At 61.8% G+C, this 26255-nt stretch carries 22 protein-coding genes and 2 pseudogenes; 10 read left to right on the forward strand and 14 right to left on the reverse strand.

From position 1 onward, the window contains the following. Window positions 1–46 precede the first annotated feature (46 nt). From WS96_RS23975 to WS96_RS23985, 3 genes are all read left to right on the forward strand, one after another. Window positions 47–871 (forward strand): OmpW/AlkL family protein, encoded by an 825-nt coding sequence (locus tag WS96_RS23975; RefSeq protein ID WP_034204235.1) that lies wholly within the window; start codon window positions 47–49, stop codon window positions 869–871. A gap of 121 nt (window positions 872–992) precedes the next feature. Continuing rightward, window positions 993–1496: a hypothetical protein gene (locus WS96_RS23980; protein ID WP_059835897.1), complete on the forward strand. Its 504-nt coding sequence runs from the start codon at window positions 993–995 to the stop codon at window positions 1494–1496. 241 nt (window positions 1497–1737) lie between these two features. Then, the gene (locus WS96_RS23985; RefSeq protein ID WP_059835899.1) at window positions 1738–2829 is read left to right on the forward strand and encodes a hypothetical protein; all 1092 of its coding nucleotides are present in this window, start codon (window positions 1738–1740) and stop codon (window positions 2827–2829) included. A 293-nt stretch (window positions 2830–3122) separates the two neighbouring features. Here the strand turns inward: WS96_RS23985 and WS96_RS32905 are convergent, their stop codons facing one another. The 5 genes and pseudogenes from WS96_RS32905 to WS96_RS34810 form a co-directional block, all read right to left on the reverse strand. Further along, window positions 3123–3425 carry an H-NS histone family protein gene (locus WS96_RS32905; RefSeq protein WP_082720335.1) on the reverse strand — a complete coding sequence of 101 codons (303 nt, stop codon included), beginning with the start codon at window positions 3423–3425 and terminating at the stop codon, window positions 3123–3125. A 786-nt stretch (window positions 3426–4211) separates the two neighbouring features. Continuing rightward, window positions 4212–8114: a YadA-like family protein gene (locus WS96_RS32910; RefSeq protein ID WP_441294149.1), complete on the reverse strand. Its 3903-nt coding sequence runs from the start codon at window positions 8112–8114 to the stop codon at window positions 4212–4214. A 117-nt stretch (window positions 8115–8231) separates the two neighbouring features. Beyond that, a pseudogene (locus WS96_RS34970) lies at window positions 8232–8324 on the reverse strand (ESPR domain-containing protein); the annotation flags it as partial. 196 nt (window positions 8325–8520) lie between these two features. Continuing rightward, the gene (locus tag WS96_RS32915; RefSeq protein WP_034204239.1) at window positions 8521–8814 is read right to left on the reverse strand and encodes an H-NS histone family protein; all 294 of its coding nucleotides are present in this window, start codon (window positions 8812–8814) and stop codon (window positions 8521–8523) included. Window positions 8815–9036: 222 nt separating this feature from the next. Beyond that, entirely contained in the window at window positions 9037–9537 is a 501-nt protein-coding gene (locus WS96_RS34810) for a multicopper oxidase domain-containing protein (RefSeq protein ID WP_082720336.1), read from the reverse strand. Here WS96_RS34810 and WS96_RS33855 point away from each other — a divergent pair. The 4 genes from WS96_RS33855 to WS96_RS24015 all read left to right on the forward strand — a co-directional run bounded on the left by WS96_RS33855 (window position 9532) and on the right by WS96_RS24015 (window position 12734). Further along, the gene (locus WS96_RS33855) at window positions 9532–9741 is read left to right on the forward strand and encodes a hypothetical protein (protein WP_156443689.1); all 210 of its coding nucleotides are present in this window, start codon (window positions 9532–9534) and stop codon (window positions 9739–9741) included. The genes WS96_RS34810 and WS96_RS33855 overlap by 6 nt on opposite strands. A 36-nt stretch (window positions 9742–9777) precedes the next feature. Next, window positions 9778–10449: a heavy metal response regulator transcription factor gene (locus tag WS96_RS24005; protein WP_034204241.1), complete on the forward strand. Its 672-nt coding sequence runs from the start codon at window positions 9778–9780 to the stop codon at window positions 10447–10449. Then, entirely contained in the window at window positions 10446–11837 is a 1392-nt protein-coding gene (locus WS96_RS24010) for a heavy metal sensor histidine kinase (protein ID WP_059835904.1), read from the forward strand. Before WS96_RS24005 ends, WS96_RS24010 begins: the two co-directional genes overlap by 4 nt. Window positions 11838–11960: 123 nt before the next feature. Next, complete coding sequence (locus WS96_RS24015) at window positions 11961–12734, forward strand: SDR family oxidoreductase (protein WP_059823563.1); 774 nt, start codon at window positions 11961–11963, stop codon at window positions 12732–12734. A gap of 303 nt (window positions 12735–13037) precedes the next feature. Here the strand turns inward: WS96_RS24015 and WS96_RS24020 are convergent, their stop codons facing one another. The 6 genes from WS96_RS24020 to WS96_RS24045 form a co-directional block, all read right to left on the reverse strand. After that, a complete protein-coding gene (locus tag WS96_RS24020; RefSeq protein ID WP_034204243.1) occupies window positions 13038–13247 on the reverse strand; it encodes a hypothetical protein in 210 nt (69 codons plus the stop codon). 163 nt (window positions 13248–13410) lie between these two features. Next, a complete protein-coding gene (locus WS96_RS24025; protein ID WP_059835907.1) occupies window positions 13411–13962 on the reverse strand; it encodes a fimbrial protein in 552 nt (183 codons plus the stop codon). Window positions 13963–14018: 56 nt separating this feature from the next. Continuing rightward, window positions 14019–15068: a fimbrial protein gene (locus WS96_RS32920; protein WP_082720338.1), complete on the reverse strand. Its 1050-nt coding sequence runs from the start codon at window positions 15066–15068 to the stop codon at window positions 14019–14021. 85 nt (window positions 15069–15153) lie between these two features. Beyond that, a complete protein-coding gene (locus tag WS96_RS24035) occupies window positions 15154–17715 on the reverse strand; it encodes a fimbria/pilus outer membrane usher protein (protein WP_179949974.1) in 2562 nt (853 codons plus the stop codon). A 162-nt stretch (window positions 17716–17877) separates the two neighbouring features. Further along, window positions 17878–18624 carry a fimbria/pilus periplasmic chaperone gene (locus tag WS96_RS24040; RefSeq protein WP_063890154.1) on the reverse strand — a complete coding sequence of 249 codons (747 nt, stop codon included), beginning with the start codon at window positions 18622–18624 and terminating at the stop codon, window positions 17878–17880. 79 nt (window positions 18625–18703) lie between these two features. Then, the gene (locus WS96_RS24045) at window positions 18704–19279 is read right to left on the reverse strand and encodes a fimbrial protein (protein ID WP_034204244.1); all 576 of its coding nucleotides are present in this window, start codon (window positions 19277–19279) and stop codon (window positions 18704–18706) included. A 539-nt stretch (window positions 19280–19818) separates the two neighbouring features. On the opposite strand from WS96_RS24045, the pseudogene WS96_RS34595 reads away from it, so the two are divergent. Beyond that, window positions 19819–19992 (forward strand): annotated as a pseudogene (locus WS96_RS34595) (transposase); the annotation flags it as partial. Window positions 19993–20187: 195 nt separating this feature from the next. On the opposite strand, the gene betA reads toward WS96_RS34595, so the two are convergent. From betA to betI, 3 genes are read right to left on the reverse strand one after another with little or no spacing between them, the layout of a single operon-like run. Continuing rightward, the gene (gene betA / locus WS96_RS24055) at window positions 20188–21888 is read right to left on the reverse strand and encodes a choline dehydrogenase (protein ID WP_059835911.1); all 1701 of its coding nucleotides are present in this window, start codon (window positions 21886–21888) and stop codon (window positions 20188–20190) included. Window positions 21889–21902: 14 nt separating this feature from the next. Continuing rightward, window positions 21903–23372, reverse strand: coding sequence for a betaine-aldehyde dehydrogenase (betB, locus tag WS96_RS24060; protein WP_034204246.1), 1470 nt, complete (start codon window positions 23370–23372; stop codon window positions 21903–21905). A 32-nt stretch (window positions 23373–23404) separates the two neighbouring features. Then, the gene (betI, locus tag WS96_RS24065; RefSeq protein ID WP_059835913.1) at window positions 23405–23989 is read right to left on the reverse strand and encodes a transcriptional regulator BetI; all 585 of its coding nucleotides are present in this window, start codon (window positions 23987–23989) and stop codon (window positions 23405–23407) included. Between the two features lie 721 nt (window positions 23990–24710). Between betI and WS96_RS24070 the strand changes: the two genes are divergently transcribed. Both WS96_RS24070 and WS96_RS24075 read left to right on the forward strand, forming a co-directional pair. After that, the gene (locus WS96_RS24070) at window positions 24711–25613 is read left to right on the forward strand and encodes an alpha/beta fold hydrolase (protein ID WP_034204247.1); all 903 of its coding nucleotides are present in this window, start codon (window positions 24711–24713) and stop codon (window positions 25611–25613) included. A 67-nt stretch (window positions 25614–25680) separates the two neighbouring features. Beyond that, window positions 25681–26250, forward strand: a complete 570-nt coding sequence (locus WS96_RS24075) for a methyltransferase family protein (RefSeq protein ID WP_059835915.1) — start codon at window positions 25681–25683, stop codon at window positions 26248–26250. The last annotated feature ends 5 nt before the right edge of the window (window positions 26251–26255 follow it).

The raw sequence follows: 26255 nt of genomic DNA on the forward strand, positions 1-26255 counted from the left end.
CCGCGCGCGAATGCGCGGCGCCCGGACGGAATGAGGGGGAGACTTCATGAAGAAGCTGATTGTCGCGGGTGTCGTCGCAGGCGTATCGACGCTCGCATCGGCCCAGCAGGCGGGCGACAACGTCGCGACGCTGGGTTGGCTGCACATCATGCCGCAGGATTCGACCAACGGGCTGACGACGAATCTCGCGAACATGCCGATCAACGGACCGTTGCGCCTGCCCGGTTCGTTCACGTCGCCGGGCACGAGCCTGACGGTCAACAACGCCGATACGGTCGGCCTCACGCTCACGCACTTCTTCACCGACCACATCGCGGTGACGTCGGTGCTCGGCGTGCCGCCCGAGTTCACGCTCACCGGGCACGGCGTGATCAGGCCGCCGGGTCCGGCCGGCGCGCTCGGCAACGTCGACATGGACAAGTCGGCGAACCAGCCGGCCGTGAAGAACGCGCGGCAGTGGAGCCCGACGATCATTCTGCAGTACTACTTCAATTCGTCGACGGCGAAGTTCCGCCCGTTCGTCGGGATCGGCGTGGCCTACAGCTGGTTCAGCAACATCGAACTGAACGGCAACTTCGCGAAGGACATCAACGAGAACCTCGGCAGCGTGCTCGCCGCCGGCGCCGGCAAGCCGGGGGCGACGTCGGTGGAGGGCAAGGCGTCGTCGTCGTTCACGCCGGTCTACAACATCGGCGCGAGCTATGCGATCGACAAGCACTGGGGGCTCACGGCGACGCTGACCTACATGCCGCTGAAGACCTACTCGTCGCTCGTGATCAAGGCGGCCGACGGGTCGACGCTCGCGACCACGCGCACGAAGTTGAAGGCCGACCCGCTGATCACGTTCGTCGGGATTTCCTACAAGTTCTGAGCCGACCGGCGCGCATGACGCGTGCCGGCGGCTTCCTGCGACCTGCCGGCCGGCTCGTTCCGGCCGGAAGGTCGCGTTCCTGGCGGCGTGCCGCCATTCGTGAAGAGAGGGGGCAGTTCAAATGAGCATTCGCACAATCGTATCGCTTGTTGCTGCAGTGGCTTTCACCGCGGTCTCGGCCGCGCCTGCTTTCGCCGTCAACGTTTCGCGCGCCGATGGCCAGCCGATGAATCCGAACGGCGAGCCGTTCTCGGCGACGGGGCTGACGACCCTTGCCAAGGGATCGATCAACGCAAACTGCAACGCGACCTTCAACGGCACGATCACGTCGACCGGTATCGTCAACATCACGTCGACGACGTTCTCGGGCGGCGCGACGTGCGGCCTGATCAGCGGCAGCGCGAGCAGCACGTCGCCGTGGACGGGGCAAGCCGACAGCACGACGCAACTGTCGATCAACAACGTGAAGGTGAACGTCACGTTGCTCGGCACCTGCGGGCCGAGCAAGGTCGTGACGGCGTGGAGCGATGCGAACTCGTCGCTGACGTTCAACAACGCCGCGCTGACGCCGGACTGTACGGTGGGCGGTACCGTCCTGACGTCGCCGAAGTTCCACGTGCAGTAAGCGTCGCGCGAGCGGAGCCGGGCGTCCGCCATGGACGAAGACCGTGCAACGATGCACGGCGGGCGATCCGGTTTCGCGATGCATTCGCGTCGTCGCGCGTATCGGCGTGACGACCGGCTGGCCGCCTGTTTCGCGATCCGATGCGGGCGGCCATGCAGGGGCGGGCGAGACGCACCGTGCCACCTGCGTCGATGGACATAGAACGATCATTTCGATTTGCCAGAACCATTCCGGACCACCCATGCTCACCGACCCAGCGAAGTATGGCGATGCCCGCGGCGCGACGCCCGACCGGCTGCGCACGGCCGCGTGGCTGCAGTACCTGATCGACTACCTGAACGAAGTGACTTGCGTGGCGACGGGCGACATCTGCGCGCCGGCCGCTACGCCGACGCACGCGGCACGCGTGCGCGCCGGCGCGAATCTGTCGCATGAAGCGATCGGTGTCCTGCACGAACTCGCGCCGTGGATTGCGACGGACGGTGGCGGTTGCGCATGCGATGCGACCGATGTGTGCATGCACGTTCCCGACGCACGGCAGCTCGCGCGTGCGGAACGATACTGCCCGGGATCGCGCGCGACATTCGATGCGGCGCATGGCTTCATCGATGCGTGGGCCTTCGACGATCCGAACGACGGCTGGGCCGCGCTCGAGCGGATTGCCGACGGTGTCGCGCCCGACAGCGACGAGGTCGACACGGACGAAATGCGGGAGCGGCTCGCGAACGGTGAAGTGCCGCCGCTGGCGAAGAACCTGAGAGAACGACGCGCCACCGCCGCGGCGGCCTGCGTGGAGCCGTCGGCCCGGCCGGGGGCCGTCATCGACGCGATCGTGCTGCGCGTCTGCGGGCCGCGCGACGATGCGGCGCGCGTCGACGAGATGGCCGCGCTCGCGATGTTCTGCGCGGAGCTTGCAGCCGGCAAGGAGATTTCCTTCGCCGCGTACGGCGGTCAGCACAATCTGGTGGCACGGGCGATCCGCGAACGACGCACCGATCTCGCGTCGGTGGCCGGGCTGCTCGCGGCGGTGTCCGTGTGCCGGCTCGACCGGCTCGTCGGCGCGGGCAGCTTCTGGGCGTATTACCTGCTCGCGGGCATCGTGATCGCGGCGCCGGGCTTGGTACGCGAGTTCGCGCGGCGTTTTCATGGAGACGCGTGGCAAGCCTGGCTCGACGAAGCGCTCGCGTGGCCGGCGGTCAACCGCTTCGGGACGAAGGAGGATGTCGCGTTCGATCGGCTACGCGGCGCGATGAGCCTGACGTCGCGATCGAATCCGATCGTGCGCGCGAAACGCGTGCGGTCCGCTAAGCGGGTACGGTTTTCCGGAGACTGAATGAATATGGCATCGCACGCCATACCTTCGGTCGATGCGGCGATCGTGCCGCTCGACCGCCTTCACTTCGCGGATCTCGAAGCCGGCGCTTGCAGATTCGACAACTGGCTGCAGTCAGTCAGCGACGGATACGTCACCTGTCGGGCTCCGGCGTCGGCTTGGGCGACGAAGTGCGGTTCCTGCCGACGCTCCCGCCGGTCGACAAGGCGACGGTCGTGAGTGTTTGGCCGCGATTCGGTGAAGGGCGCGCTCGCGCCGACACGGTGACGAACGCAAGTTCGATCGACGGCGTCTCAGCGTTCCGGCTCGTTTGTCGGCGTGCCGCTATCGAGTTCGAACTTCCTGCGATCCTTGCCGCGAATCCAGTGAGGTTCTCTTCCACGCCCGCTCCACGTTGCTCCGCTGACCGGATCGAAGTAGCGTGGACGAGCCTTCCGCTTCCGGATGTCCGGGAACAGTTCGTCCAGGGTGAATTGAAATTCCACGACCGCCTTCAGGATCTCCGCCAACACTTTCTTTCGACAGGAAAATTTATTCTCATTGACCTTTTCCTTTGGCGCGGATTTTCTCGCCGGGCAATCTGAAGGCTCGTTCATCTTGGTCTCGTGTGGCGAATTGATATTGAAATTGGGTATGGAGGAACGTCATGACCGGATCGGAAGTCGTCGAGCCGAATTCGACTATTCCTCGATTCTCCGTACTGGCAGGTTTCGATACTTCAAGGCTTGTCGAAAGTGTGATTCTATAAGTTCAAATATGTAATTTTGTGTTGATTTTTTATGAACTGGCGAACTTCCAGGGGATGTGTGAAATTGTATCGACGGATTGTTTGTGGCTGGTTCTTTAAATGAATATCTTTACATGATTTGCAGTTGTCGTTTTATTTAATTGATTTATTTTCCAATCCTGAGTGTCGTGGATTTTCACGATATTGGTGCATAGACGAGTTGGGCGATGACCACGCCTGGAGGCGATGTATCGCGGGCGCGGGCGGAACGAGGAACAAATCGGGGCCGTTCCGGAGAACGAATGCCGCTCGGAACGAGGGGGGCGGGCTGGTCGTCACGCGGTGTATCGACGCGATGTCGACCGAATGACACGCGTAACACCGGGAGCGTCGTGTGCGAGTCGGCGCGCACGAGCGGCTCGTCTGGCGGCCGGTTACAGGCTGCGGAAGACGAGTGCGGATGCCGCGACAAGGGATGTCTGCAAGGCGTCGGTCGGTGCAAGCCACGCTCACGCGAGCGGGAGACGCGACGCAAGGGATCGCGATCGGCGTGACGGCGGCATACTGTGCGCCGGTCCGTTTCCGCCTCCGTCATGCAATGGCGCCCCGAGCGGCAGTCGCAACTGCGACGCCCGGGGCGCTGTGTACCTACCGCTTACCACTGATAGGAGACGCCTCCACCGTAAGTACTGCCATTGCTGCTGATCCCGACACCGAGCTTTGCCTTCAGGTTGTCGCTGAAGCGGGCGGACACGCCGATTGCCGACGCCGAGTACCCTTGGTAGCTGCCGCCGCCGATCCCGACCGCGATCGTTTTGCCCGGGTCGACTTCCGGAATCATCGTCAACGCGGTTGCCGCGGCGACGCCTGAGTACGCACGACGGGCCACCTCGTTGACGGTGGATTGGACGCCCCACAGTTGATTCATGTTCGCGGCGTCCGTGCCGTCGATGCCAGGCGCCACGTTCGTCAGCCGACGTTCATTGCCCGGGGATCCGAAAGAAACGGTGTTCGGCGCGGAGGCCACCGAGCCCGTGCCGATCGCAACGGAGTTCGGGGCGCTTGCCATGCTGCCCTGGCCTACCGCGGTCGTATTGGCTCCCGAAGCCGTCGATCCTTGCCCCAGTGCCGTCGAATTGTCGCCCGTTGCGGCTGCGGCTTGGCCGTCGGCCTTCGAGTTTTTCCCCGAAGCGATTGCCCCTTGGCCCACGGCGGTCGAGTTCTGTCCCGACGCCATTGCGTCTTTGCCCACTGCGGTCGAATTCGCGCCCGACGCGGTCGCACTATGGCCGATCGCCGTCGAATTCGCGGATGCCGACGATCCTGAACCGATTGCGGTGCTGCCGTCCGTCGTCTGCGTTTTGATCGAGATCAGCGGCGCGACCGCGGTCGAAAGGGACGACAGGCTGGCGTTGGTCGTCGAAAGGCCGGTCGACAGCGATGCGACGTTGCTGGTTGTCGAACTCAGTCCTGTCGACAACGACGTAATGCTGCTGCTCGTCGAACTGAGCCCGGTCGACAGCGAACTGATCGCGGTCGAGGTCGACGTGGACAGCGACGCCACGTTGCTGTTGGTCGAGCTCAGACCAGCGGACAGCGCGTCGACTGCCAGGTTCGTCGCGTTGAGCTGGCTGCCGTTGATCGCGTCCGTGCTGGTGGCATTGACCTGACCGGCAGCGACGTTCGTGATCTGGCGCTCATGACCCGGTGAACCGATACTCAGCACTCCGACCGGTTTGGTTCCGTAGACCGGATACGTGATGCCGCCGACCGTGACGGTCGACACGCCGACCGCGTTGCCCGTGACCGAGCCCGCGCCGAGCGCGATCGAGTTGGCGACGTTCGCGGTGGCGTTCGAGCCGAGGGCGAGCGCGTTGGCCGCGCTGGCCGTGGACTGGTTGCCCAGCGCAATCGTGTTGTCTGCGGTGGCCTGGTTCGACGTGCCGAGGGCGAGTGCGCTCGTGCCGGTTGCGGTGTTCGCGTTGCCGAGCGCCACTGCGCCGTTGCCGGTCGCCGTGTCGTTCGCACCCATCGCTACCGCGCCGTCGCCGCTCGCCGTGTTGCCGGAGCCGACCGAGACTGCCTTGCCGCTCGTTGCCGACGCATTCTGGCCGATGGCGACCGCGCCGTCCGCAGAAGCGTTGGCGCTGTCGCCGACGGCGACGCTGCTGATGCCCGTTGCGGAGGCGCCGACACCTGCGGCGAGTGCGTTGGGTGCCGTTGCGCCCTTGTTGTCGTAGTTGCCCTGCTGCGTGCCGTTGTCGTTGACGCTGTAGTAGTGCGTCTTCGCGGCATCGATCGCGGCCGACGTCGACGTCGACATCGATGTCAGCAAGCTGTTGGTGGAGCTCAGGCCGGTGGACAGCGACGAGACGTTGCTGTTGGTCGAGCTGAGGCTGGTGGACAGCGACGAGACGTTGCTGTTGGTGGAGCTCAGACCGGTCGACAACGACGAGACGTTGCTGTTGGTGGAGCTCAGACCGGAGGACAGCGACGAAACGTTGCTGTTAGTGGAGCTCAGGCCGGTCGACAGCGACGAAACATTGCTGTTGGTGGAGCTCAGACCGGTCGATAGCGATGAAACATTGCTGTTCGTCGAGCTCAAACCGGTGGACAGCGACGAAACATTGCTGTTGGTCGAGCTCAGACCGGTCGACAACGACGAGACGTTGCTGTTGGTGGAACTCAGGCCGGTCGACAGCGACGAGATGTTGCTGTTGGTTGAGCTCAGGCCGGTGGACAGCGACGAAACATTGCTGTTGGTCGAGCTCAGACCGGTCGACAACGACGAAACATTGCTGTTGGTCGAGCTCAAACCGGTGGACAGCGACGAGACATTGCTGTTGGTCGAGCTCAGGCCGGTCGACAACGACGAGACGTTGCTGTTGGTGGAGCTCAGTCCGGAGGATAGCGACGAGACATTGCTGTTGGTCGAACTCAGGCCCGTCGACAGTGACGAAACATTGCTGTTGGTCGAGCTCAGACCGGTCGATAGCGACGAAACATTGCTGTTGGTCGAGCTCAGACCGGTCGACAACGACGAGACGTTGCTGTTGGTGGAACTCAGGCCGGTCGACAGCGACGAAACATTGCTGTTGGTGGAGCTCAGACCGGTCGACAGCGACGAGACGTTGCTGTTGGTGGAGCTCAGGCCGGATGACAACGACGAGACGTTGCTGTTGGTCGAGCTCAAACCGGTCGACAGCGACGAGACGTTGCTGTTGGTGGAGCTCAGACCGGTCGACAGAGACGAGACGTTGCTGTTGGTGGAGCTCAGACCGGACGACAACGACGAGACGTTGCTGTTGGTGGAGCTCAGGCCGGAGGATAACGACGAGACATTGCTGTTGGTCGAGCTCAGACCGGTCGACAGCGACGAGACGTTGCTGTTGGTCGAGCTCAAACCGGTCGATAACGACGAGACATTGCTGTTAGTCGTGCTAAGCCCGGAGGACAACGACGAGACGTTGCTGTTGGTCGAGCTCAGTCCGGTCGACAGCGACGACACATTGCTGTTGGTGGAGCTCAGTCCGGTCGACAACGACGAGACGTTGCTGTTGGTCGAGCTCAGGCCCGTCGACAGCGACGAGACGTTGCTGTTCGTGGAGCTCAGACCGGAGGACAGCGACGAAACATTGCTGTTGGTCGAGCTCAGTCCGGAGGATAGCGACGAGACATTGCTGTTGGTGGAGCTCAGACCGGAGGACAGCGACGAAACATTGCTGTTGGTCGAGCTCAGTCCGGAGGATAGCGACGAGACGTTGCTGTTGGTCGAGCTCAAACCGGTCGACAGCGACGAGACGTTGCTGTTGGCGGAACTCAGGCCGGTCGACAACGACGAGACATTGCTGTTGGTGGAGCTCAGACCGGTCGACAGCGATGAAACATTGCTGTTGGTCGAGCTCAGGCCGGAGGACAGCGAAGTAATTGAACTAGTTGTAGTGCTGGCAAGCGAGTAAAGTTGACTGCCGTTGATTGCGTCTGTACTTGTCGCTGTGATTCTCCCCGCGGCGACATTAGTAATCTGGCGCTCGGATCCGCCCTTACCGACACTGACGACGCTCGTCGGATTGGTGCCAGCGAAACCGCCATAGGTCGTGGATCCAATTGTTACGCTAGCGGTCGGATTTGTCGCGCCTGTAACCGATCCCGACCCAAGGGCAACATCGCCGGAATTAGCCGATGCCGAGGCATTGGCGCCGAGCGCTATGCCAGAGCTAACCGACGCCGTGGCATTGGCGCCGATCGCGATAGATGAACTCGGGCCAGCGCTCGCCCCATTTCCGATCTGAATACGCCCCGCATTTACCTGGAAAAGCGAATTGTTGCCGGTATCCCCGGTACTGTCGCCGATAATTGTATGGGTGAGTCCGTTTAAGTCGGTATACCCATAAAAGTAGTTTCGGATCGTCGTTCCGGTTCCGAATCCACTTAACAAAACGCCCTCGGGAAGGCCCTGGGTTTGGTTATCGCTGTTGGCGATGAGCTGGTAAGCCGCTATGTACGAATTGCTGTTGAAGCTGTTGGTTTGAATTAATCCTGAAATCACCGTCGGAATTTGCTGGGCAAATACGCTCGGGGAGAATGCGGAAAGAAGCAGTAGTGGGACAATGCCCAGTCTGCTGGCCCGAACCGCGTGATGAAATTCCCTGCTCAGTTGCGGTGCTTCCTTGGTCGAAGCGGTCTTGCCTCGCTGTTTTGCCCCTTCCGACACGACCACCCATCCGGATGAGACGTGGGACCATATGATCTTGTATATCTTGTTCATGTTAACGATGCGTTGAATATTGATTGTAAGAAATCGACAAATAAATCTCGTCGATGCAAAAAGCAATCAACTTCGGCGTATGCCGAAGTTGATTGTTCATCTCGCTATGGTTTGTATTGGCTGTCTCTGCGCTATGAGGGCACTTCTGGCGGTGCCTTCAGGTATTTTTATTAATATGGAGATCGGCAAGCCTTCTTCACTTCATTTGTAGCGAATCGCTTTCCAGTTCGAACATCCGGCGATCCTTGCCGCGAATCCAGTGTGGCTCTTTTCCTCTGCCGCTCCAGATTGCACCAGACTTGGGATCGAAATAACGCGGTCGAACCTTGCGTTTTTCGCTGCGCGGGAACACCTCTTCCGGGACGAACTTGAACTCTTCAATAGCGATCAGGATTTCCGATAATACTTTTTTACGACAGAGAAATCGCTCTTCGTTGATCTGCGCCTCGAGCGAGGCCTTTCTGTTCAAGAAATTGGAGAATTCAGTCATTTTGACCTCACTCGGCAACTTAACGTAACGAGCATCGTTGCGCTTCCGACGGGGCGGGCTTGGCAACTTTGTATTCGATGTTCGTGGTATATCTTGTCTGAACTATTAACCTGTCGCTTCTGGGTTGTGCTGCACGTTGAAAGTATAGCGACGGTCCGGTGTGTTTTTTGGCTTATGTTTTTGATATTTACATTGTTGACTATTCTCCGCTTTATTAATTTATTAAATTGGCTTCGGCGAGGATTCCGTACGCCCTGCGCGGCGACGGCGAGCAGGACGAGCGGGGCGCACGCCGACGAACACGATCCGCACGCGCTCTCCGAAACGCAGGCGCGGCGGCTGCGCGTGGGCGAACTTCAAACCGTCGAAAGGCCACACGAATTTCTCCATGGGGCCGGTGAGGTGCAATTCGATCGTGCGCGTCGGCGCACGGCCAACGGGGTCCGGAAATGCACCCCGTAAATCCGCGTGCGTCAGCACGGGCCGACCGTTGCCGCGTAAGCCGTGCCAGTGGATCGACGCCGGTTCGTTCGTCCGGCTGGCGACGCGCAGCGCGACGGTGCCGCCTTCGCGCCCACGCACGAGCGGCCCCGGCAGCGTGCCGTTCACAGTCGTCGCCGTGCGCGAGCGCCCATACGTCTGGCCGCCACAGGCGGAACCCGCCTGCGAGGCAGGCGGCGCCAATGCGGGTGACGAAGGGCGTCTTCCGAAATCTGGATGCATGACCTGAATGAAGTCCGGTTGTCCTGGTGCGCGATCGCCGACGGCCGATTTCCCGAGAACGCCGCCCGTCGAGCTTGGGACGAGATTAGCGACGAAGCGACATCAGCTAAATTGCTGCCAGATGACAATCCATTCATGTTCGTTGTCTGGAAAATTGCGCTCTTTGGCGCTATCTTTTCGATGTGCAGCGCCCGCGCCGCATAAATATCGGTTAACCCAACACGGGCCCGCCTCGAGACCATGCGCATCCTGATTGTCGAAGACGAAGAAAAAATGCGGTCGTACTTGCACAAGGGCCTGACGGAGGCGAGCTACGGCGTCGCCACGGCGAGCAACGGCGAGGACGGACTGTTCATGGCATTGAGCGAGGATTTCGATCTGGTGATCCTCGACGTGATGTTGCCCGTCGTCGACGGTTTCGAAGTGTTGCGCCGATTGCGGAAACAGAAACACACGCCAGTGCTGCTGCTCACCGCGCGCGACACGATCACCGACAAGGTGGAGGGACTCGAGCTCGGCGCGGACGATTACCTGCCGAAGCCTTTCGACTACGCCGAACTGCTCGCGCGCATTCGTTCGTTATTGCGCCGAACGCGCCGGGACAATCGCACCGTGCTGAAGATCTCGAATCTCGAGGTCGACATCATCAAGCGACGTGTAACGCGTGGTGGCGCACGCATCGAATTGACCGCACAGGAATTCGCGCTGCTGCAGTTGCTGGCCGAACGCGCGGGTGAGATCCTGACGCGCGCGTTCATCACGTCGCAGGTCTGGGACATGAATTTCGACAGCGACACGAACGTCGTCGACGTCGCGATCCGGCGGCTGCGCCTGAAGATCGACGATCAGGACCCGAAGCTGCTGCACACGGTGCGTGGCATGGGCTACGTGCTGGAAGATCGCTCCTCATGACGCGCTCGCAGTCCTATTCGCTGCTCGGTCGGCTGACCATGGCGTTCGCGCTGGCTGGCGTCGTCGTGCTGTTCCTGATCGGCACGTTTTTGTACCAGGCGCTGTCCACGCAACTCCGACAACGCGACGACGGCGAGATTTCCGACAAGCTGAAGCAGATCGGGCAAATCTTGCACGAGTCCCGGACGCTCGATGGCGTCCGGCAGGCCGGGCCGTTGTTTCACGAAGCGTTGCAGTCGCATTCGGGCTTGTTCGTCGCCGTGTTCGGCGCCAACGGCGAGTCGGTCATCCAGCATTCGGAGTCGGCGGGCGTCGCGCTGGACGCGCGCATCGCCGGCGAGCATGAGCCGAACCGGGCGTACGCGTGCGCGCCGCCCGGCATCGGTCCGGCCGAATGCATGCATGGCCCAGTGCTGCTGGCGGATGGCAATACCGTGACGGTCGCGATCGTGCGAAGCGCGGGCGACCGGACCTCACTCATGCATGCCTATTTGATCCATGTCGTGATTGCGGCCGCAGTCGGTGCGCTGTCGATCGCCGCGCTCGGTTATGCGATCATGCGGAGCGGGCTGCATCCGGTCCGCGAAATCGGCCGGCACGCGACGCGCATCGAGGCGAGCCGACTCGACGAACGGCTGAGCATGGACCATGCCCCGGAGGAGCTCGCCGAAATTACCCGATCGATCAACCGAATGCTGGATCGCCTGCAGCTTGCATTCGATCAATTGTCGCGTTTCTCGTCGGATGTCGCGCATGACATGCGCACGCCGCTCGCGAACATCATCGGCGCATCGCAAGTGATTTTGTCACGCGAACGGGAACGTGCCGAATACGAAACGCTGATCGAATCCAATCTGGAGGAGTGCAAACGGCTCAAGAGAATGCTCGACAACATGCTGTTTCTCGCGCGCTCCGATCATGCGACGCAGCATGTCACGCTCGAACGCTTCGATGTCGGCGAGGCGCTCGCGAAGATCGTCATGTACTACAACGAGGTCGCGAGCGACCGGAATATCCGGATCGCTTTCGATGGCGCCGGTACCGTCGTCGCGGATGAAATGCTGTTCCAGCGCGCGGTCGCGAACTTGCTGTCGAATGCGATCGAGCACGCTCGACCCGGTACGATCGTTCGTATCGCCATTGCCCGGCAAGGAGGATCGATGTCGATCGGTGTCCGAAACGAGGGAGAGGATATCCCGGCCGAACATGCGGCCCGCCTGTTCGAGCGCTTCTATCGAGCCGATCCGTCGCGCTACGGCTCGTCGAAGAATTCCGGTCTCGGTCTGGCCATCGTCAAATCGATCATGGAACTGCATCGCGGCACGGTCGGTGTCGTCAGCGCCGACGGAGAGACCGTCTTCACGCTCACATTCCCGACGTCGAATTGAAGCTATTAAGTTCGCGTGTTTTCGACTGTTAAATTTGGTTGTGGCCGCCACGCGGAGGCGATTTTTGCACTAATGTCGATGCTCGGTTCGATGGTCGGAAAGGTCATTCATATCGGAGGAGCGGTGGGCAATCACGACATCAAGGGCAAGGTCGTCCTGATCGCAGGCGGCGCAAAGAATCTCGGCGGTCTGATCGCGCGAGACCTGGCGAGCCATGGCGCGAAGGCGATAGCGATTCACTACAACAGCGCGAGTTCGAAGGCGGAAGCCGACGCGACGGTCGCGGCTATCGAGGCGGCAGGGTGCGAAGCAGCCGCTTTCCACGCGGATCTGACGAGCGCGGGTGCGATGGAAGCGCTGTTTCTGGACACGATCGCGACGTTCGGGCGTCCGGACGTCGCGATCAATACGGTCGGCAAGGTGTTGAAAAAGCCGTTCACGGAGATCAGCGAGGCCGAGTATGACGAAATGGCCGCAGTGAACTCGAAGTCCGCGTTCTTTTTCCTGCGCGAGGCGGGCAGACACGTCAACGACAATGGCAAGATCGTCACGCTGGTCACTTCTCTGCTCGGCGCGTTCACGCCGTTCTACGCGGCCTACGCGGGAACCAAGGCGCCAGTCGAGCACTTCACGCGTGCGGCGGCGAAGGAGTTCGGCGCGCGCGGCATCTCCGTGACGGCGGTCGGGCCGGGCCCGATGGACACACCATTCTTCTATCCGGCCGAAGGGGCCGACGCGGTCGCCTATCACAAGACTGCCGCCGCGCTGTCGCCGTTCAGCAGGACGGGCCTCACCGACATCGAGGATGTCGTGCCGTTCATCCGTCATCTCGTGACCGACGGCTGGTGGATTACCGGTCAGACGATTCTGATCAACGGTGGTTATACGACGAAGTAGCGCACGTCGGAAAGGCGATTCATATCCATTTCCCACAGCTGGCGGCGACCGTGGCGTGGTCAAAGCGGAATTGCCAAGCCACGGCTGGATCGGCATTGCCGCTGCGGGATGCGCTTTACCGGAATCGCAGCACGTCAGATGTTTCGCATAACAGAGCAATCATGATGCATCGAATCGAAATGAGGCGCTGCGCATTGAGCGAACGTTCCGCTGCCGGCGGCTCGTGAGAAGGAAGGTCGGCCGGTGGGGCGTCGCCGGACCGATGGACGGGCTACAGCGGAATAATGCCGTATGCAACAAACGTCAATTCGCGCGCCATATGCAGTACAGCTTATATGCTTCGTCGAGCGTATTGGCCCATGCCAGGATCGCCGTTTCCACGTCGTCCGTGGCCGGCTGCGGCGTGAGCGGACACATCGTCCACGAATGATGACGCCGGTACGAGTCGATCGAGTACGGTAGCCAGGTCCGATCCGAGCGTGCCTCGATCGTATAGGCGATGGTGGGCGTCACGACCCGCCAGATCGAGACGATTTCCGCAGAGGCGGTACGAGGCGGCACGACGCTCATGTTGCGGGCGGGCGCGGTTATCCGGATCTGACGAGACGGCTGCGTCCGCCTCTGCTCTTCCTGGGACGAACCTGACGATCGCTGCTCCGGCAGCGCGGGAAGGGAATCACTCAAAATTCAGGATATATGTCACCGAGGTATTGAAGGTCCCCGCAACTACCGGAAGCGACGTAGCAACATATCCGGCAAAGTATACGAGGGTAGCGGAGCCGTCCACGATGTTGAACGACTGCGAGTTTTGCGCACCGCGGGCGCCTGCAAGATTGATCTTCGAGAAATCGCTGTTCATGATCGACAGCTGGACATTCTTCGCCGTTCCCATGTTGATGAGTTGACCCGTGTTCTGATCGACGGTCGGGCCCGGTTCGAAATAGACCGATACGCGCCCGGATGGCGGCGTGCAATCGCTCAACGTGATCTTGTACGGGCGCGTCATGGTGGGCGGATCGCCGACATAGTGAAATGATGCAACCGGGAGCGTCCCTACCTTGACGTCGAAGGAGGAATTTTCGGATTCCGCGCCATTGATCTTGCAAGTCGCTCCTTCAACCTGTCCTTGAAAGTTCACCAGCCCATCTTCCGCGCGCGCTGCGGGCAGCAAGTGGAAAGCGGTGGGGATGGCGACCGCGAACGGCACGACGAACAGCAAGCGACGCATCGATATTCTCCCCATATGAAATCGAATGACTCTGCGGCAGCGACGGATGTTCATGATCATTGATAGGACAACGTATAAGTCAAGATTCCGTTCGCGGTCCCCGGAACGACCCTGGCTTCGGTCTGAACGTAGCGTGCGCGCAATTTGACGTCGACCCGTCCGATATCCGATTGGCGCCCAAGACTTGCGACGAGTTGCTGATTGATCGCGCCGGATTCCGGACCGAATGCGATCGGGGAGGAGATCCCGGTTGCGCTGTCGGGCAGGATCTGGATCCCGATGCCGCGCGCGGTCGAATCGCGGGTGAGCGGCAGGGTGTTGCCGGTGTTGGCGGGATTCGCGTTGTCGGTAAACGTCATGTAGACATTGCGCGTGACGCCGGTGCAATCGATGGGAATCGAGAAATTCACCGGATCGCTCGTCGTGCCGGGGCCTTTGAATTTCCGCTGCGGCACGCTGCCCAACGGCACTCGAATCGACGATGACATGACTTTGCACGACGCATATTGAACGACGATGTTGCCGGAAAGATTGAATCGCCTGAATACGACCCCGCCGGCAGCAACCTCTCCAATTTGAGCACTGAAAACTGTTCCAGGCTGAATTTCGCCCGTTTTGATAATTTCCAGCGTGAATGTTCCACCGTAGGCGATCCATGTAAATGGTCCAAGAAAATTCCACGGATCAGACGTTAGCGTGGCGCCTTTATCCAAATCCTCGTAATACGTTTGCCCCCGGGAATTTCCATTTGCCCATGCCGGGCCGTCGACGACTGTTTTTATTCTGATGCCGATTCCGGGGGCATTCGTCTGATAAATATAGTTGCCAAGGCTCGTGAGATTTCCGCTGTGGTTGACGGTCATCGGTACTTGAGGTGCACTGCATTGAACGACGTTCGACCATCTCGTCGGAAGAAAGACCGTGATCGTGTCGAGAACGGTGCCGACAGTGGCGTTACGATCCGGGTTGATCGTTTTCCCCGGGAAATTAATTACATTCGTACTGAATCCGGGCAGACCCCAGCAGAATGCTGCGTTTGCGATGGATGGCGACCACAGTACCGCTACCAGAGGTATCAAACAAAAATAATTGATCAAACGCTTCATTGCTTACCTCGCCATCCGTGTTCATGAAATATATTTCGGTCTCTGGTGTGTTCTTCGTGACTGGACGCGCACGTTGCGTAACGTGCTATTTGTTGGAAGCGTCGGGTGAACCGACGATATGCGCCGCCTCGGTCACGTGTTCCGTCCTGGATGCCTTCGCCGTGCAAATCGAGTCGAGCGACGTGTAGACCAACTGCTTGCGGTCTCGCGGCGGCAGGTTGTAGGAAAATTCGCATGTCTCGTCCGGCGCGTTGCCCCACTTCACGGTGAGCCGGCCGTTGTCGGTCGCACCTTGCAAGAAGAACTTTCCGCCTTGGCCGATGATTCCGATGTCGCTGCCTTTTTCGTCCTGTACCGCCGCACCGAACGGCGGCGACTTCCCATTCGGCAGGTGGACCGTGACCAACGCCGTGCGGCCGCTCACCGTCTTGAAGTGCAGCATCACGACAGAGTTCGCTCTCGGCGCGATCTGTTGAGCGGTCGTATCCAGCTGGACGTCCAGCGGCAAGCCGCGCGGATCGAGCGAAACGGTATTCAGGCTGTACGGCGTGAGGAAAGGCACGATTGCGTATCCGCGCCCGTCGACCGCCACGCCGGGCGCATTCTCGACGCGCGCGCCGGCGGCATCCGGCGCGTCGACCACGCCCACGGTGTCGCCCATGCTCGGCGCCAGCGTCACACCGCCCGGGTGTGCCACCACGGCGCCGGACAGCGTCGCCGTGGCCCGGCTATAACCGTTGCCGCGGCTGACGCTGCCGCCGATCGTCGTGTACGGGCTCGCATATTGCGCATTCGCGTCGGCGCTCGATCCGGGGCGGGCGCGCGTCGCGGTCAGCCCGTAGGTGAACTCGTTGTAGTCGCCCGCGCTGCCGTTGTACATGGCCTGCAGCGTTGAGCCTGCGTCATCGTCGCGCGTGAAGGTCGTGGTGAGGGTCGACGTATGCCCGTTGCCGCCGAGCGGCACGGAAATGCTCGCGAAAATCTGGTTGCTCATGGCCGACGTCGTGCCCACGCGCTGCCGCGATACCGACACGGAGTAGCCGATGCTGCGGAACGAATTGCTATAGCCGGCGTTGTAGAACGTGTCGTTGCCGCCACGCCCCCAATAATCCACGCGGTTGCCCGACATGAAGACGGTCCCCCAGCGTTGTCCGAACGATTGCGACAGCGATACCTGCAACCGCGAACGAGGCCGACCGGTCCACTGTATGTCGTTGCCGCGTTCGATCGCCTGTCGCGCAAGCATCGCGTCGCGGAACGTCCAAAATCCGCTGGACGAGTATCGAGATGCGGATGCGTTGACGAGCGTTTGAGTGACCGGCACGGACTTGCTGAAACTCACGCGGAAACTTTGTCCGCTGCTGTTGTTTTCCGGGCCGATCTCGGCGTGTGCATGGGTGACGTCGAAGGCGACCGCGCCGAAATCCGTGTTGACGGCCACGCCCACGAGCGCCGAGTAATAATTCTGCGCGAGAATCGCGCCCGTATATCCCGTCAGCAGATTGGTGAACCCGCGCTGGACGGTCGACTGCAGCACCTTCACCTTCGATGTGATTTGCTGGTCGCGCAACTCGCCCGCGGAGGCCGTGACGCGATAGATTCCCGGGCGCAGCAACTGCACGACCGACGCGTACGGCACGGCGAAACTTCGCTGGCTTCCGTCCGCCTCGGTGATCGTCACCAGCAGATTGCCGCCGTATCCCGTCGCATAGAGATCCTTGATCTCGAACGTACCGGGCGTCACGATCGTTTCGTAAAGCTTGATGCCGTTCTGCGTGACGGTCACACGGGCATTGGAGTTCGCGACGCCGCGAATGATCGGCGCATAGCCGCGCATCGATTCCGGCAGCATCTGATCGTCGGTGGCCAGTTGAATGCCGCGCACACCGAAACTGTCGAAGAACTGCCCGTCGGTATACGTGTCGCCGATCTTCACCTGGCTCCGCAGGGACGGCACGTCGTGCTGCAGGTACGTGACGATGCTTTGATACTCGCGCGTTCGCCCCGTCGACCACGACATCGAGCCGTTGTGCCTGACGTGCCAGCTGCCGATGTTGATTCCCGCGTTCAGTCCGAGGTAGCCCTGGGAGTCGGGCGACTCGCCTCCTGTCGAACGCGAGCCCGTGAAGTTGTAGGCCAGTGTCGCCGACGGCACGCCGGCATCCCAAAGCTCCGGACTCACGTAGCCGTGCGGGTTCTGCTTCACCGCGATTTGCGGAACGGTGAGATCTAGCCTCAGGTCGGATGGGTCGAAATCGACGCTGGCGTCGCCCACCATGGATCTCAGGTCCAGGCATTCGTCGACATTTGCGGAGGCGAGTCGCGTGCGGTTCTCCGGCGACAGCACGTCGAAATTCAGGCCGATGCGCTCGCCGAGCTTGCGGTCGAAGCACAGTGCGGCGTTCGCGCCGTCGCGAGCACCGAACTTCACCGCCTGACGGCCCACCCAGTTCCCGTTCACGATCACGTCGACCACATATTGACCGGGGACCACCGGATTGCCTTTCTCGAACCGGCTCACGTCGATCGAGCGTCCGTCCGGCCCCAGCAGGAACTGACTGTCGAACTGGACGTCCTTCGTCGTCGTGTCGCCATTCGCACGAACCGGCTGCATCACGCTGGCTGCGCATAGCGTGAGCAACGCCACCAACGGTCTCATGACGATGCGTTTGCTTCCGGATTCGAGCGAATACGAATACATGATGATGGGAGAACTTGAATGACCCGCGAACATGATCGGGAGAGCGGCTTGATGCTCCGCATGCGTCGTCGCTCGAGCAGTGAGCGACGGAGGAAACGACGCGAGTCGCTACTTGCTCTTTGGGAATGTCGCGTTGATTTCCGCGCCGTAGTCGTTGATATAGCGATACTTGACTTCGAACGGCCCGGCGGCGGGCGTGACGGCGGACTTCTTCAGGAGGAACGTCGTGTTCCCTCCTGGGTCGACCATGCCGCCCACGCTGTCCGAATACGACTTGCCGTCGATTCCGGCGTCGATGTTCACGATCGTCACGTGATAGGCGGAGGGATTGTCGACCCGCACTTTCATTTCGCCGCCTTCCGGCACGGGCGTCCATGTCAGCTGAGTGGCGGCTGCGTCGGGGTTATCCGGCAGCGCCTTTGGCCTGAAAAATATCTTGATGCGGTAGCGGAATGCCAATTGCATCAGGTTCTCGTTTTCCGTCGACACCTGCGCCTTGGGCGGAACTTCGAGTACGTTCAGCCAGAAGACGGACTCCTTGTCCTGCGGCAGCGGCTCTCCGGTGTAAATGAGGCGGAGCGTCTGACCTTTCCTGGGTTCCATGCGGAACAGCGGCGGCATCAACGTGAACGGCAGCTGGACGGCCCCAGGTTGCGCTTTGGGATCGCCTTTATCGAGCCACGTCTGCACCAGTGCGGGCGACGATCCTTCGTTGCTGAGCTTGATGGAGACCTCGCGCTCTCCGGCGGGGTAGATCACCCGTGTGCCCATGATCACGACACTGCCGTACGCCGTCGAAACGCACGTCAGCAACACCGCGACGGCGGAACGCGCTGCTGTCTTCCATGGGAACATGTCTGAGAATCCGATTCTGATGATTAGGAATGCGAAGGCCCCCTGACAAGGGGGCGAGGTTCATGCCGATGTGTTTCGATCAGCTGAAGTTCAGCGTGTACATGACTTGGGCTTGCACCGGGCCGGGCGTTGCCGCTCCGCCCGTTGCCACATACTGTGCGTAGAACTTCAGCGTGGCCGTCCCGTCCGCGCCGATCGCCACGACGTCGGCACCCTGAGTGCTAGGATCATTACCCAACGTGATCGGCTGGAACCCGCTGTTCAGCAAGCCCACTTCGACGTTGGTGGCATACGCTTTGCCGTTGGTAGCCGTGCCGGTATTGTTCTTGAGCCGACCGGTATTGAAGTCGACCTGCGGGCCGGGTTCGAAGTAGACCGTCACGTTGCCCGATGCGGGCGTGCAATTGGTCAGCGCAATGGTCCACGGCGTACGCTCGGCGGTATCGCCATCCTTCTTGAGCGCCGACGTCGGCACCGATTTGAGCGTGACGGTGAAGTCGCTCTTGCCGGTGTTGTTGCCATTGATCGTGCAGGTCTGCGAGACGACTTCGCCGTTGAAATTGACCGTGCCGTCCGCCGCATGCGAAATGCCCGGCATGGCGATGGCCAATGCCACCGCACTCACCGATAACGGTCCAAGGATTTTTTTGCTCATCTGGAACTCCTTCGCTGGTTGAGGCACTGCGCCTCTGATTAGTATGCCGAGCCTGCCCACGCCAATAACGAGTCGAATATGCCGGATAAGTGGAGTTGCCTCGTCGAGTACGAGGTGATTTCGGGCGACCACGCATACGGCCAGGAAATCTTCCGTGCCGATTCCCCGTTGGCTGGATTCAATGGTCCCGTTCGGTCGCTATTGGCGTGAACAGACTCGGATCTCGCAGAGTCACGTCAGCTGCTCAATTTGCTTCGTCGGAAGCAGATTGTTTTTTGGAAGAAAGCTGATCGGTGACAACGCACCAGCATTCTATCCAGTCTGATTTTTGCGAATACTTCTCGTGACAAAGATTGACAGAGTTATTTATGATTTATCGATTAACTGGCTAATATGGGTATTTAAAAAATATTAACCAGCGCGCTTCCCGTATTCCGCAGGCCACGCAAATAGACGCCGGCTCGAGTTATAGCGGTGGCGATACCCTGGCCCTGATCTGAGAAATAGCCGGGTTCAAAAGTGGAGAAATCCGGCGCGATGTGTCCAGGCGGGACGAAGGCCATGCCACGAAGAGGAGCAAGTCTACGGAAGAGCAGATCGCATTCGCACTGACGCTAGCCGAGTTGGGTACGACGATCGAGGAGATCTGCCGCAAGCTCGGAATTAGCGACGCGACCTTCGACGACTGGAAGAAGAAATTCGGAGGGCCGGGACGGACGACGGGCGCCACTCAACCCAGCCGGAAATTTTCGCTTCCGACCGGGACCGAATCTGGTTCAGAGTCGAACGCCGAGCGTTTGGGGTCGGATATCGACAATCGCCAATCCGGAAACGAAAAACGCTGCTGAAGGCAACCGTCAGCAGCGTTACACGAGGAGCGCGAAGACCGCGCAGAATACCCGCTTGCGTCAGACCGTCTCCGGTTGCCGCACGGCCTTCGCGACATTGCGCGCCGGTGCGCCGTTCGCGACGAAGTACGGCACGTCGACACGGGCGAGCGGCGTGCGGCCGCGGATCTTGTCGGCGATCTTCTCGGCGATCATGATCGTCGGCGCGTTCAGGTTGCCGGTCGTGATGATCGGCATGATCGACGCATCGACGACGCGCAGCCCGTCGAGCCCGTGCACACGGCCTTCTTCGTCGACCACCGCCATGTCGTCGTAACCCATCTTGCACGAGCACGACGGATGGAACGCGGTTTCCGCGCGAGCGCGCACAAATGCGTCGAGCTCCTTGTCGGTCTTGCAGTCGGCGCCCGGATTCAGTTCGCGGCCGCGATAGCGATCGAGCGCCGGCTGCCGCATGATCTCGCGCGTCGCGCGAATCGCATCGCGGAACTCGCGCCAGTCGAGCGCTTCGGCCATGTAGTTGAACAGGATGCTCGGATGGTCGTTCGGGTCGCGCGAGCGCAGCTTCACGCGGCCGCGGCTCGGCGAGCGCATCGAGCCGACGTGCGCCTGGAAGCCGTGCATCTCGATCGCGTTCGAGCCGTTGTAGTTGATCGCCACCGGCAGGAAGTGATACTGGATGTTCGGCCACAGATCGTCGTCGCGCGTGCGGATGAAGCCGCCGGCCTCGAAGTGGTTGCTCGCGCCGAGGCCCGTGCCGTTCAGCATCCATTCGAGCCCGATCTTCGGCTGGTTCCACCACTTGAGCGCCGGATACAGCGAGACCGGCTCCTTGCACTCGTACTGGATGTACATCTCCAGGTGGTCCTGCAGATTCTGGCCGACGCCGGGCAGGTCGAGCACGACGGGAATGTCGAGTTCCTTCAGCCATGCGCCGGGGCCGACGCCCGAGCGCTGCAGCAGTTGCGGCGACGCGATCGCGCCGCTGCACACGAGCACTTCGCGGCGTGCGTGCGCGGTCGCGCGCTCGCTGCCGCGCAGGTAGGTGACGCCCGACGCGCGCTTGCCGTCGAACAGGATGCGGTCGGCGAGCGCGTGCGTGACGATCTCGAGATTCGGCCGCACCTTCGCCTGATCGAGGTAGCCGCGCGCGGTGCTCGCCCGGCGGCCCTTCGGCGTGACGGTGCGGTCCATCGGGCCGAAGCCTTCCTGTTGATACCCGTTCAGGTCGGCGGTGCGCGGATAGCCGGCCTGCACGCCCGCGTCGACCATCGCCTCGAACAGCGGGTTCACGCCCGGCTTGCTGGTGGTGACCGACACGGGGCCGCTGCCGCCGTGATAGTCGTTCGGGCCGATGTCGCGCGTCTCGGCTTTCTTGAAGTACGGCAGGCAGTCGAGATACGTCCAGTTCTCGAGCCCCTTGTGCGTCGACCAGTTGTCGTAGTCGAGCGCGTTGCCGCGGATGTAGCACATCCCGTTGATCAGCGACGAGCCGCCGAGCCCCTTGCCGCGGCCGCACTCCATCCGGCGGTTGTCCATGTGCGGCTCGGGGTCGGTCTCGTACGCCCAGTTGTAGCGGCGGCCCTGCAGCGGGTAGGCGAGCGCCGCCGGCATCTGCGTGCGGAAGTCGAAGCGGTAGTCGGGGCCGCCCGCTTCGAGCAGCAGCACCGTGACGTCCGGATCTTCCGTCAGGCGCGTGGCGAGCACGTTGCCCGCGGAACCCGCGCCGCAGATGATGTAGTCGTATTCGCGTGTCGTCATGACGGATCTCCTTTTCAGAACACCGGGTTGTAGCGACCGAGCTCGACCTGCACCGACTTGATTCGAGTGTAGTGCTCGAGCGTCGTGATGCCGTTCTCGCGTCCGACACCGGATTGCTTGTATCCGCCAACCGGCATTTCGGCCGGCGATTCGCCCCAGGTATTGATCCAGCAGATGCCGGCTTCGAGGCGATGGATCGTACGGTGCGCGCGCGACAGGTTCTCGGTCACGACGCCGGCCGCGAGGCCGTAGTGCGTGTCGTTCGCGCGCGCGATCACTTCGTCCTCCGATTCGAAATCGAGGATGCTCATCACCGGCCCGAAGATTTCCTCGCGCACGATCTTCATGTCGTCGCGGCAATCGCCGAACACGGTCGGCGCGACGTATTGGCCGCTGCCGAAGTGGCCGTCGGTCAGGCGCGTGCCGCCCGCGAGCAGCTTCGCGCCTTCGGCCTTGCCGCTTTCGATGAAGCCGAGCACCTTGTCGAGCTGCGCGGCCGACACGAGCGGGCCGAAGTTGGTGTCGGCATCGGTCGGCTTGCCGACGCGGATGCGCTTCACGCGTTCGAGCACCTTCGTCGTGAACGCGTCCTTGATCGAGCGGTGCACGAACACGCGCGTCCCGTTGGTGCAGACCTGGCCCGAGCTGAAGAAGTTGGCGGTCACCGCGATGTCGGCCGCGCGGTCGAGGTCGGCGTCGTCGAACACGATCAGCGGCGACTTGCCGCCGAGCTCCATCGTCACTTCCTTCAGCGACGATGCGCCGGCCAGCGACATCACCTTCTTGCCGGTTTCGACGCCGCCGGTGAACGACACCTTCGCGATGTCCGGGTGGCCGGTGAGCAACGCGCCGACCGAGCCGTCGCCCTGCACGACGTTGAACACGCCGGCCGGCACGCCGGCTTCCGTGTAGATTTCCGCGAGTTTCAGCGCGGTCAGCGGCGTGACTTCGCTCGGCTTGAACACCATCGCGTTGCCGGCCGCGAGCGCCGGTGCGGTCTTCCAGCAGGCGATCTGGATCGGGTAGTTCCACGCGCCGATGCCCGCGCACACGCCGAGCGGCTCGCGGCGCGTGTAGACGAACGACTCGGCGCGCAGCGGCACCTGCAGCCCTTCGATCGCGGTCGCGAGGCCCGCGTAGTACTCGATCACGTCCGCGCCGGTGACGATGTCGACCGCGAGCGTCTCGCCGATCGGCTTGCCGGTGTCGCGCGTCTCGATGGCCGCGAGTGCGTCGTTGCGCTCGCGCAGCAGGTCGACCGCGCGGCGCAGGATGCGCGAGCGCTGCATCGCGGTCATCGCCGCCCATTCGCGCTGGCCTTCCTGCGCGGACGCGACCGCGCGATCGACGTCGGCCGCGCTCGCCTGCTGCACTTGCGCGAGCAGTTCGCCGGTGGCCGGATCGAAGGTGTCGAAAGTCTTGCCGCTCGTGGCGTCGACGTAACCGCCGCCGATGTAGAGGCGCTGCAAACCGTATACGGACATGAGGATCTCCTTGAGGGCGACTGCGCGACGCGTCAGTCGGACGCGAGCAGCAGGTCGATGTAATCGTGGGCGAGCTTCAAAGCGGCTCGGGTGTCGATCGGACCGCCGGCGAGCGCACCGCGCAGCCACAGGCCGTCGATCAGCGCGGCGAGGCCGCTGGCGGCTTCGCGCGCTCGGGTGCGCGGCAACGCCTTCGCGAACTCGGCGCACAGGTTCGAATGGAGGCGCCGCGTGTTCACGTGCTGCAGGCGCTTGAGCATCGGGTCGTGCATGCTCTGCGACCAGAACGCGAGCCAAGTCTTCATCACGGGCGCGCTGACCTGCGTGTCGTCGAAGTTCGCGGCGACGATCGCGCGCAAACGCGAACGCGGATCCTTGCGCGCGGCGACGCGGCGGCGCGTGGTGGCCGACCACAGGTCGCGCAGCACGTGTCGCATCGTCGCTTCGAGCAGGCCGTCCTTGTCGCCGAAGTAATGGCTGACGATGCCCGTCGAGATGTTCGCGCGTTGCGCGACCGATGCGAGCGTCGTGCCGGGCAGGCCCGCTTCGTCGATCGAGCGCAGCGTGGCATCGATCAACTGGGCGCGGCGTATCTCCCGCATTCCGACTTTCGGCATCGTGACTCCCTTCGCCCGGGCGGGCCGTCCATGGAAGTCGGCATCTTAGCGGTTTTTTATTGATCGATCAATCAACAAAAAATCGGGGGCGAACGGAACGTCGTGTTCCAAACGGGAGGATTCGTCACGCCTGGAGCCCATGTGCAGGTGCGGAAAAACGAGCTGAAAGAAGGTTAACTAAGTTTGAATATGTTTAAAACGGTTCACGAAAATTCGATGTAATCGGAAGCATCGTTTCCCTGCCCGATTCCATTACGAAACGAAAGAATGTCGAAATCTGCAACATTATTCACGATGTGAAATCGTCAAACCGGATCGTGAAGGCGGCTGGCTTTCAAAAATCCGTTTCAATCGACCGATTGATATTGATTAAACCATTGAATATACAAGGGAAGTTTGTACTTTCGAGCTTCAAGAAAGGCGGCTCGCAAACGATTGCCAGCATCTCTTCCTGAATTCCTCATACCACGGAAATAGATAAATGAATTTGAATCCGACGTATTTCCGGTTCGAGTAGAGGGTATTTTTGGAACGACTTGAGTAAGTAATATCGACCGTATTAGTATGGCGCCGCACCACGAGGAATGAATGGCGCCGCGGGCAATTGCCGCGGTGCGTCGGCAATGAGCGCGTCGAGCGACCGCGCGCGGGGTCGGCGTCAGCCATTGCGCACTTGCAGCATGCCGCGACGTCGAGACGCCGCATCCACCGGAGAACGACGATGCCGACCGAAAAACACGTGGTCCCGCTACCGAATGGCCTGAAGGTCTACGTCGAACGGAACGTGTTCGACCCGGCCTTCGACACGGCGATGCTCGTCAACGGCGCGCTCGCGACGACCGCGTCGTTCGGCCAGACCGTCCAGTATCTCGGCGAGCGGATGAACACGATCTGCTTCGACCTGCCGTATGCGGGGCAGTCGCGCCAGCACAATCCCGGCTGCTCCATCCTGACCAAGGACGACGAAGCCGCGATCCTCCAGTACTTGGTCGAGCGCTTCGCGCCGGCGTTCCTCGTGTCGGTGTCGTGGGGCGGCGTCGCGTCGCTGTTCGCGCTCGCGCGCGGCTGCCCGAGCGTGCGGCGCGCGGCGATCTGCTCGTTCTCGCCGTTCCTGAACGATGCGATGGTCGACTACGTGACGCGTGCGCGCGACCACATCGCGGCCGGCGAGAACCTGAAGGCCGCGCAGTTGCTGAACGACACCGTCGGCCGCTATCTGCCGCGCATCATGAAGCTGTACAACTACCGGTATCTCACGCGCCTGCCGCGCGACGAGCAGGACCAGGTCGCGTTCCACGTCGATCAGATCCTGTCGTTGCAACCCGAGCGCTACTTCAGCGAGTTCTCGAACATCGGCTGCGAGCTGCTGTTCCTGAACGGCGAGCGCGACGAATACACGACGCCGGCCGACGTGCGTCAACTCGGCGCGCACGTGGCGCGCGCGCGGTTCGCGACGGTGCCGGACGCCGGCCATTTCCTCGACATCGAAGGCCGTGCGCAGCGCGAATGCACCCGTGCCGCGCTGCTCGATTTTTTCTGTGGCGACGCGCCCGCCGCGAACGGCATCGCACGGGCTGCCGCGCACGCGTGCGTGCCCGCGCCGATGCCTGCGCTGTCGTCGTGACGTCGTCCGTCGTGCATCGGGCTCGTCCCGCGCATCCGAATTCCCATCCCAACGAGGCAGGCCAGCCGTGAATATCGTTCAGACCATCGCCATCGTCGTTCCGTGGGCCGCGTGGCTCGCATACTGGATCGCCACGTCGCAGGGCGTCAAGGCGACCGTGCGCAAGGAAGCGTCGCGCTCGCGCACGCTGCAGTCGATTCCGCTGATCGTCGGCGGCGCGCTGATCATCCTGCCCGATCCGTCGTGGCAGGCGCTCGCGCCCGACTGGCACCGCCTCGGGCTGCAGGCGCAGTGCGGGCTCGCGGTGCTGGTGGCCGGCCTGCTGTTCTCGGTGTGGGCGCGGCTGCATCTGGGCACGAACTGGAGCGTATCGGTCACGCTGAAGGAAGATCACGAGCTCGTGCGCACGGGGCCGTATGCGCTCGTGCGTCACCCGATCTACACCGGCTGCCTGATCGCGCTGGTCGGCGCCGCGCTGATCGGCGGCGAATGGCGCGGCGCGATCGGCGTGCTGCTCGTGTTCGCGTCGCTCGCGTACAAGGTGCGCGTGGAAGAAAGCTGGCTGACCGGATATTTCGGGCCGGCCTATGTGCAGTATCGCCGCGAAGTGGCGGCGCTGATCCCCGGCTTTTACTGATCTCC

Origin of the sequence: Burkholderia sp. MSMB1835, assembly GCF_001526365.1 — a bacterium.
Lineage (GTDB): Bacteria > Pseudomonadota > Gammaproteobacteria > Burkholderiales > Burkholderiaceae > Burkholderia.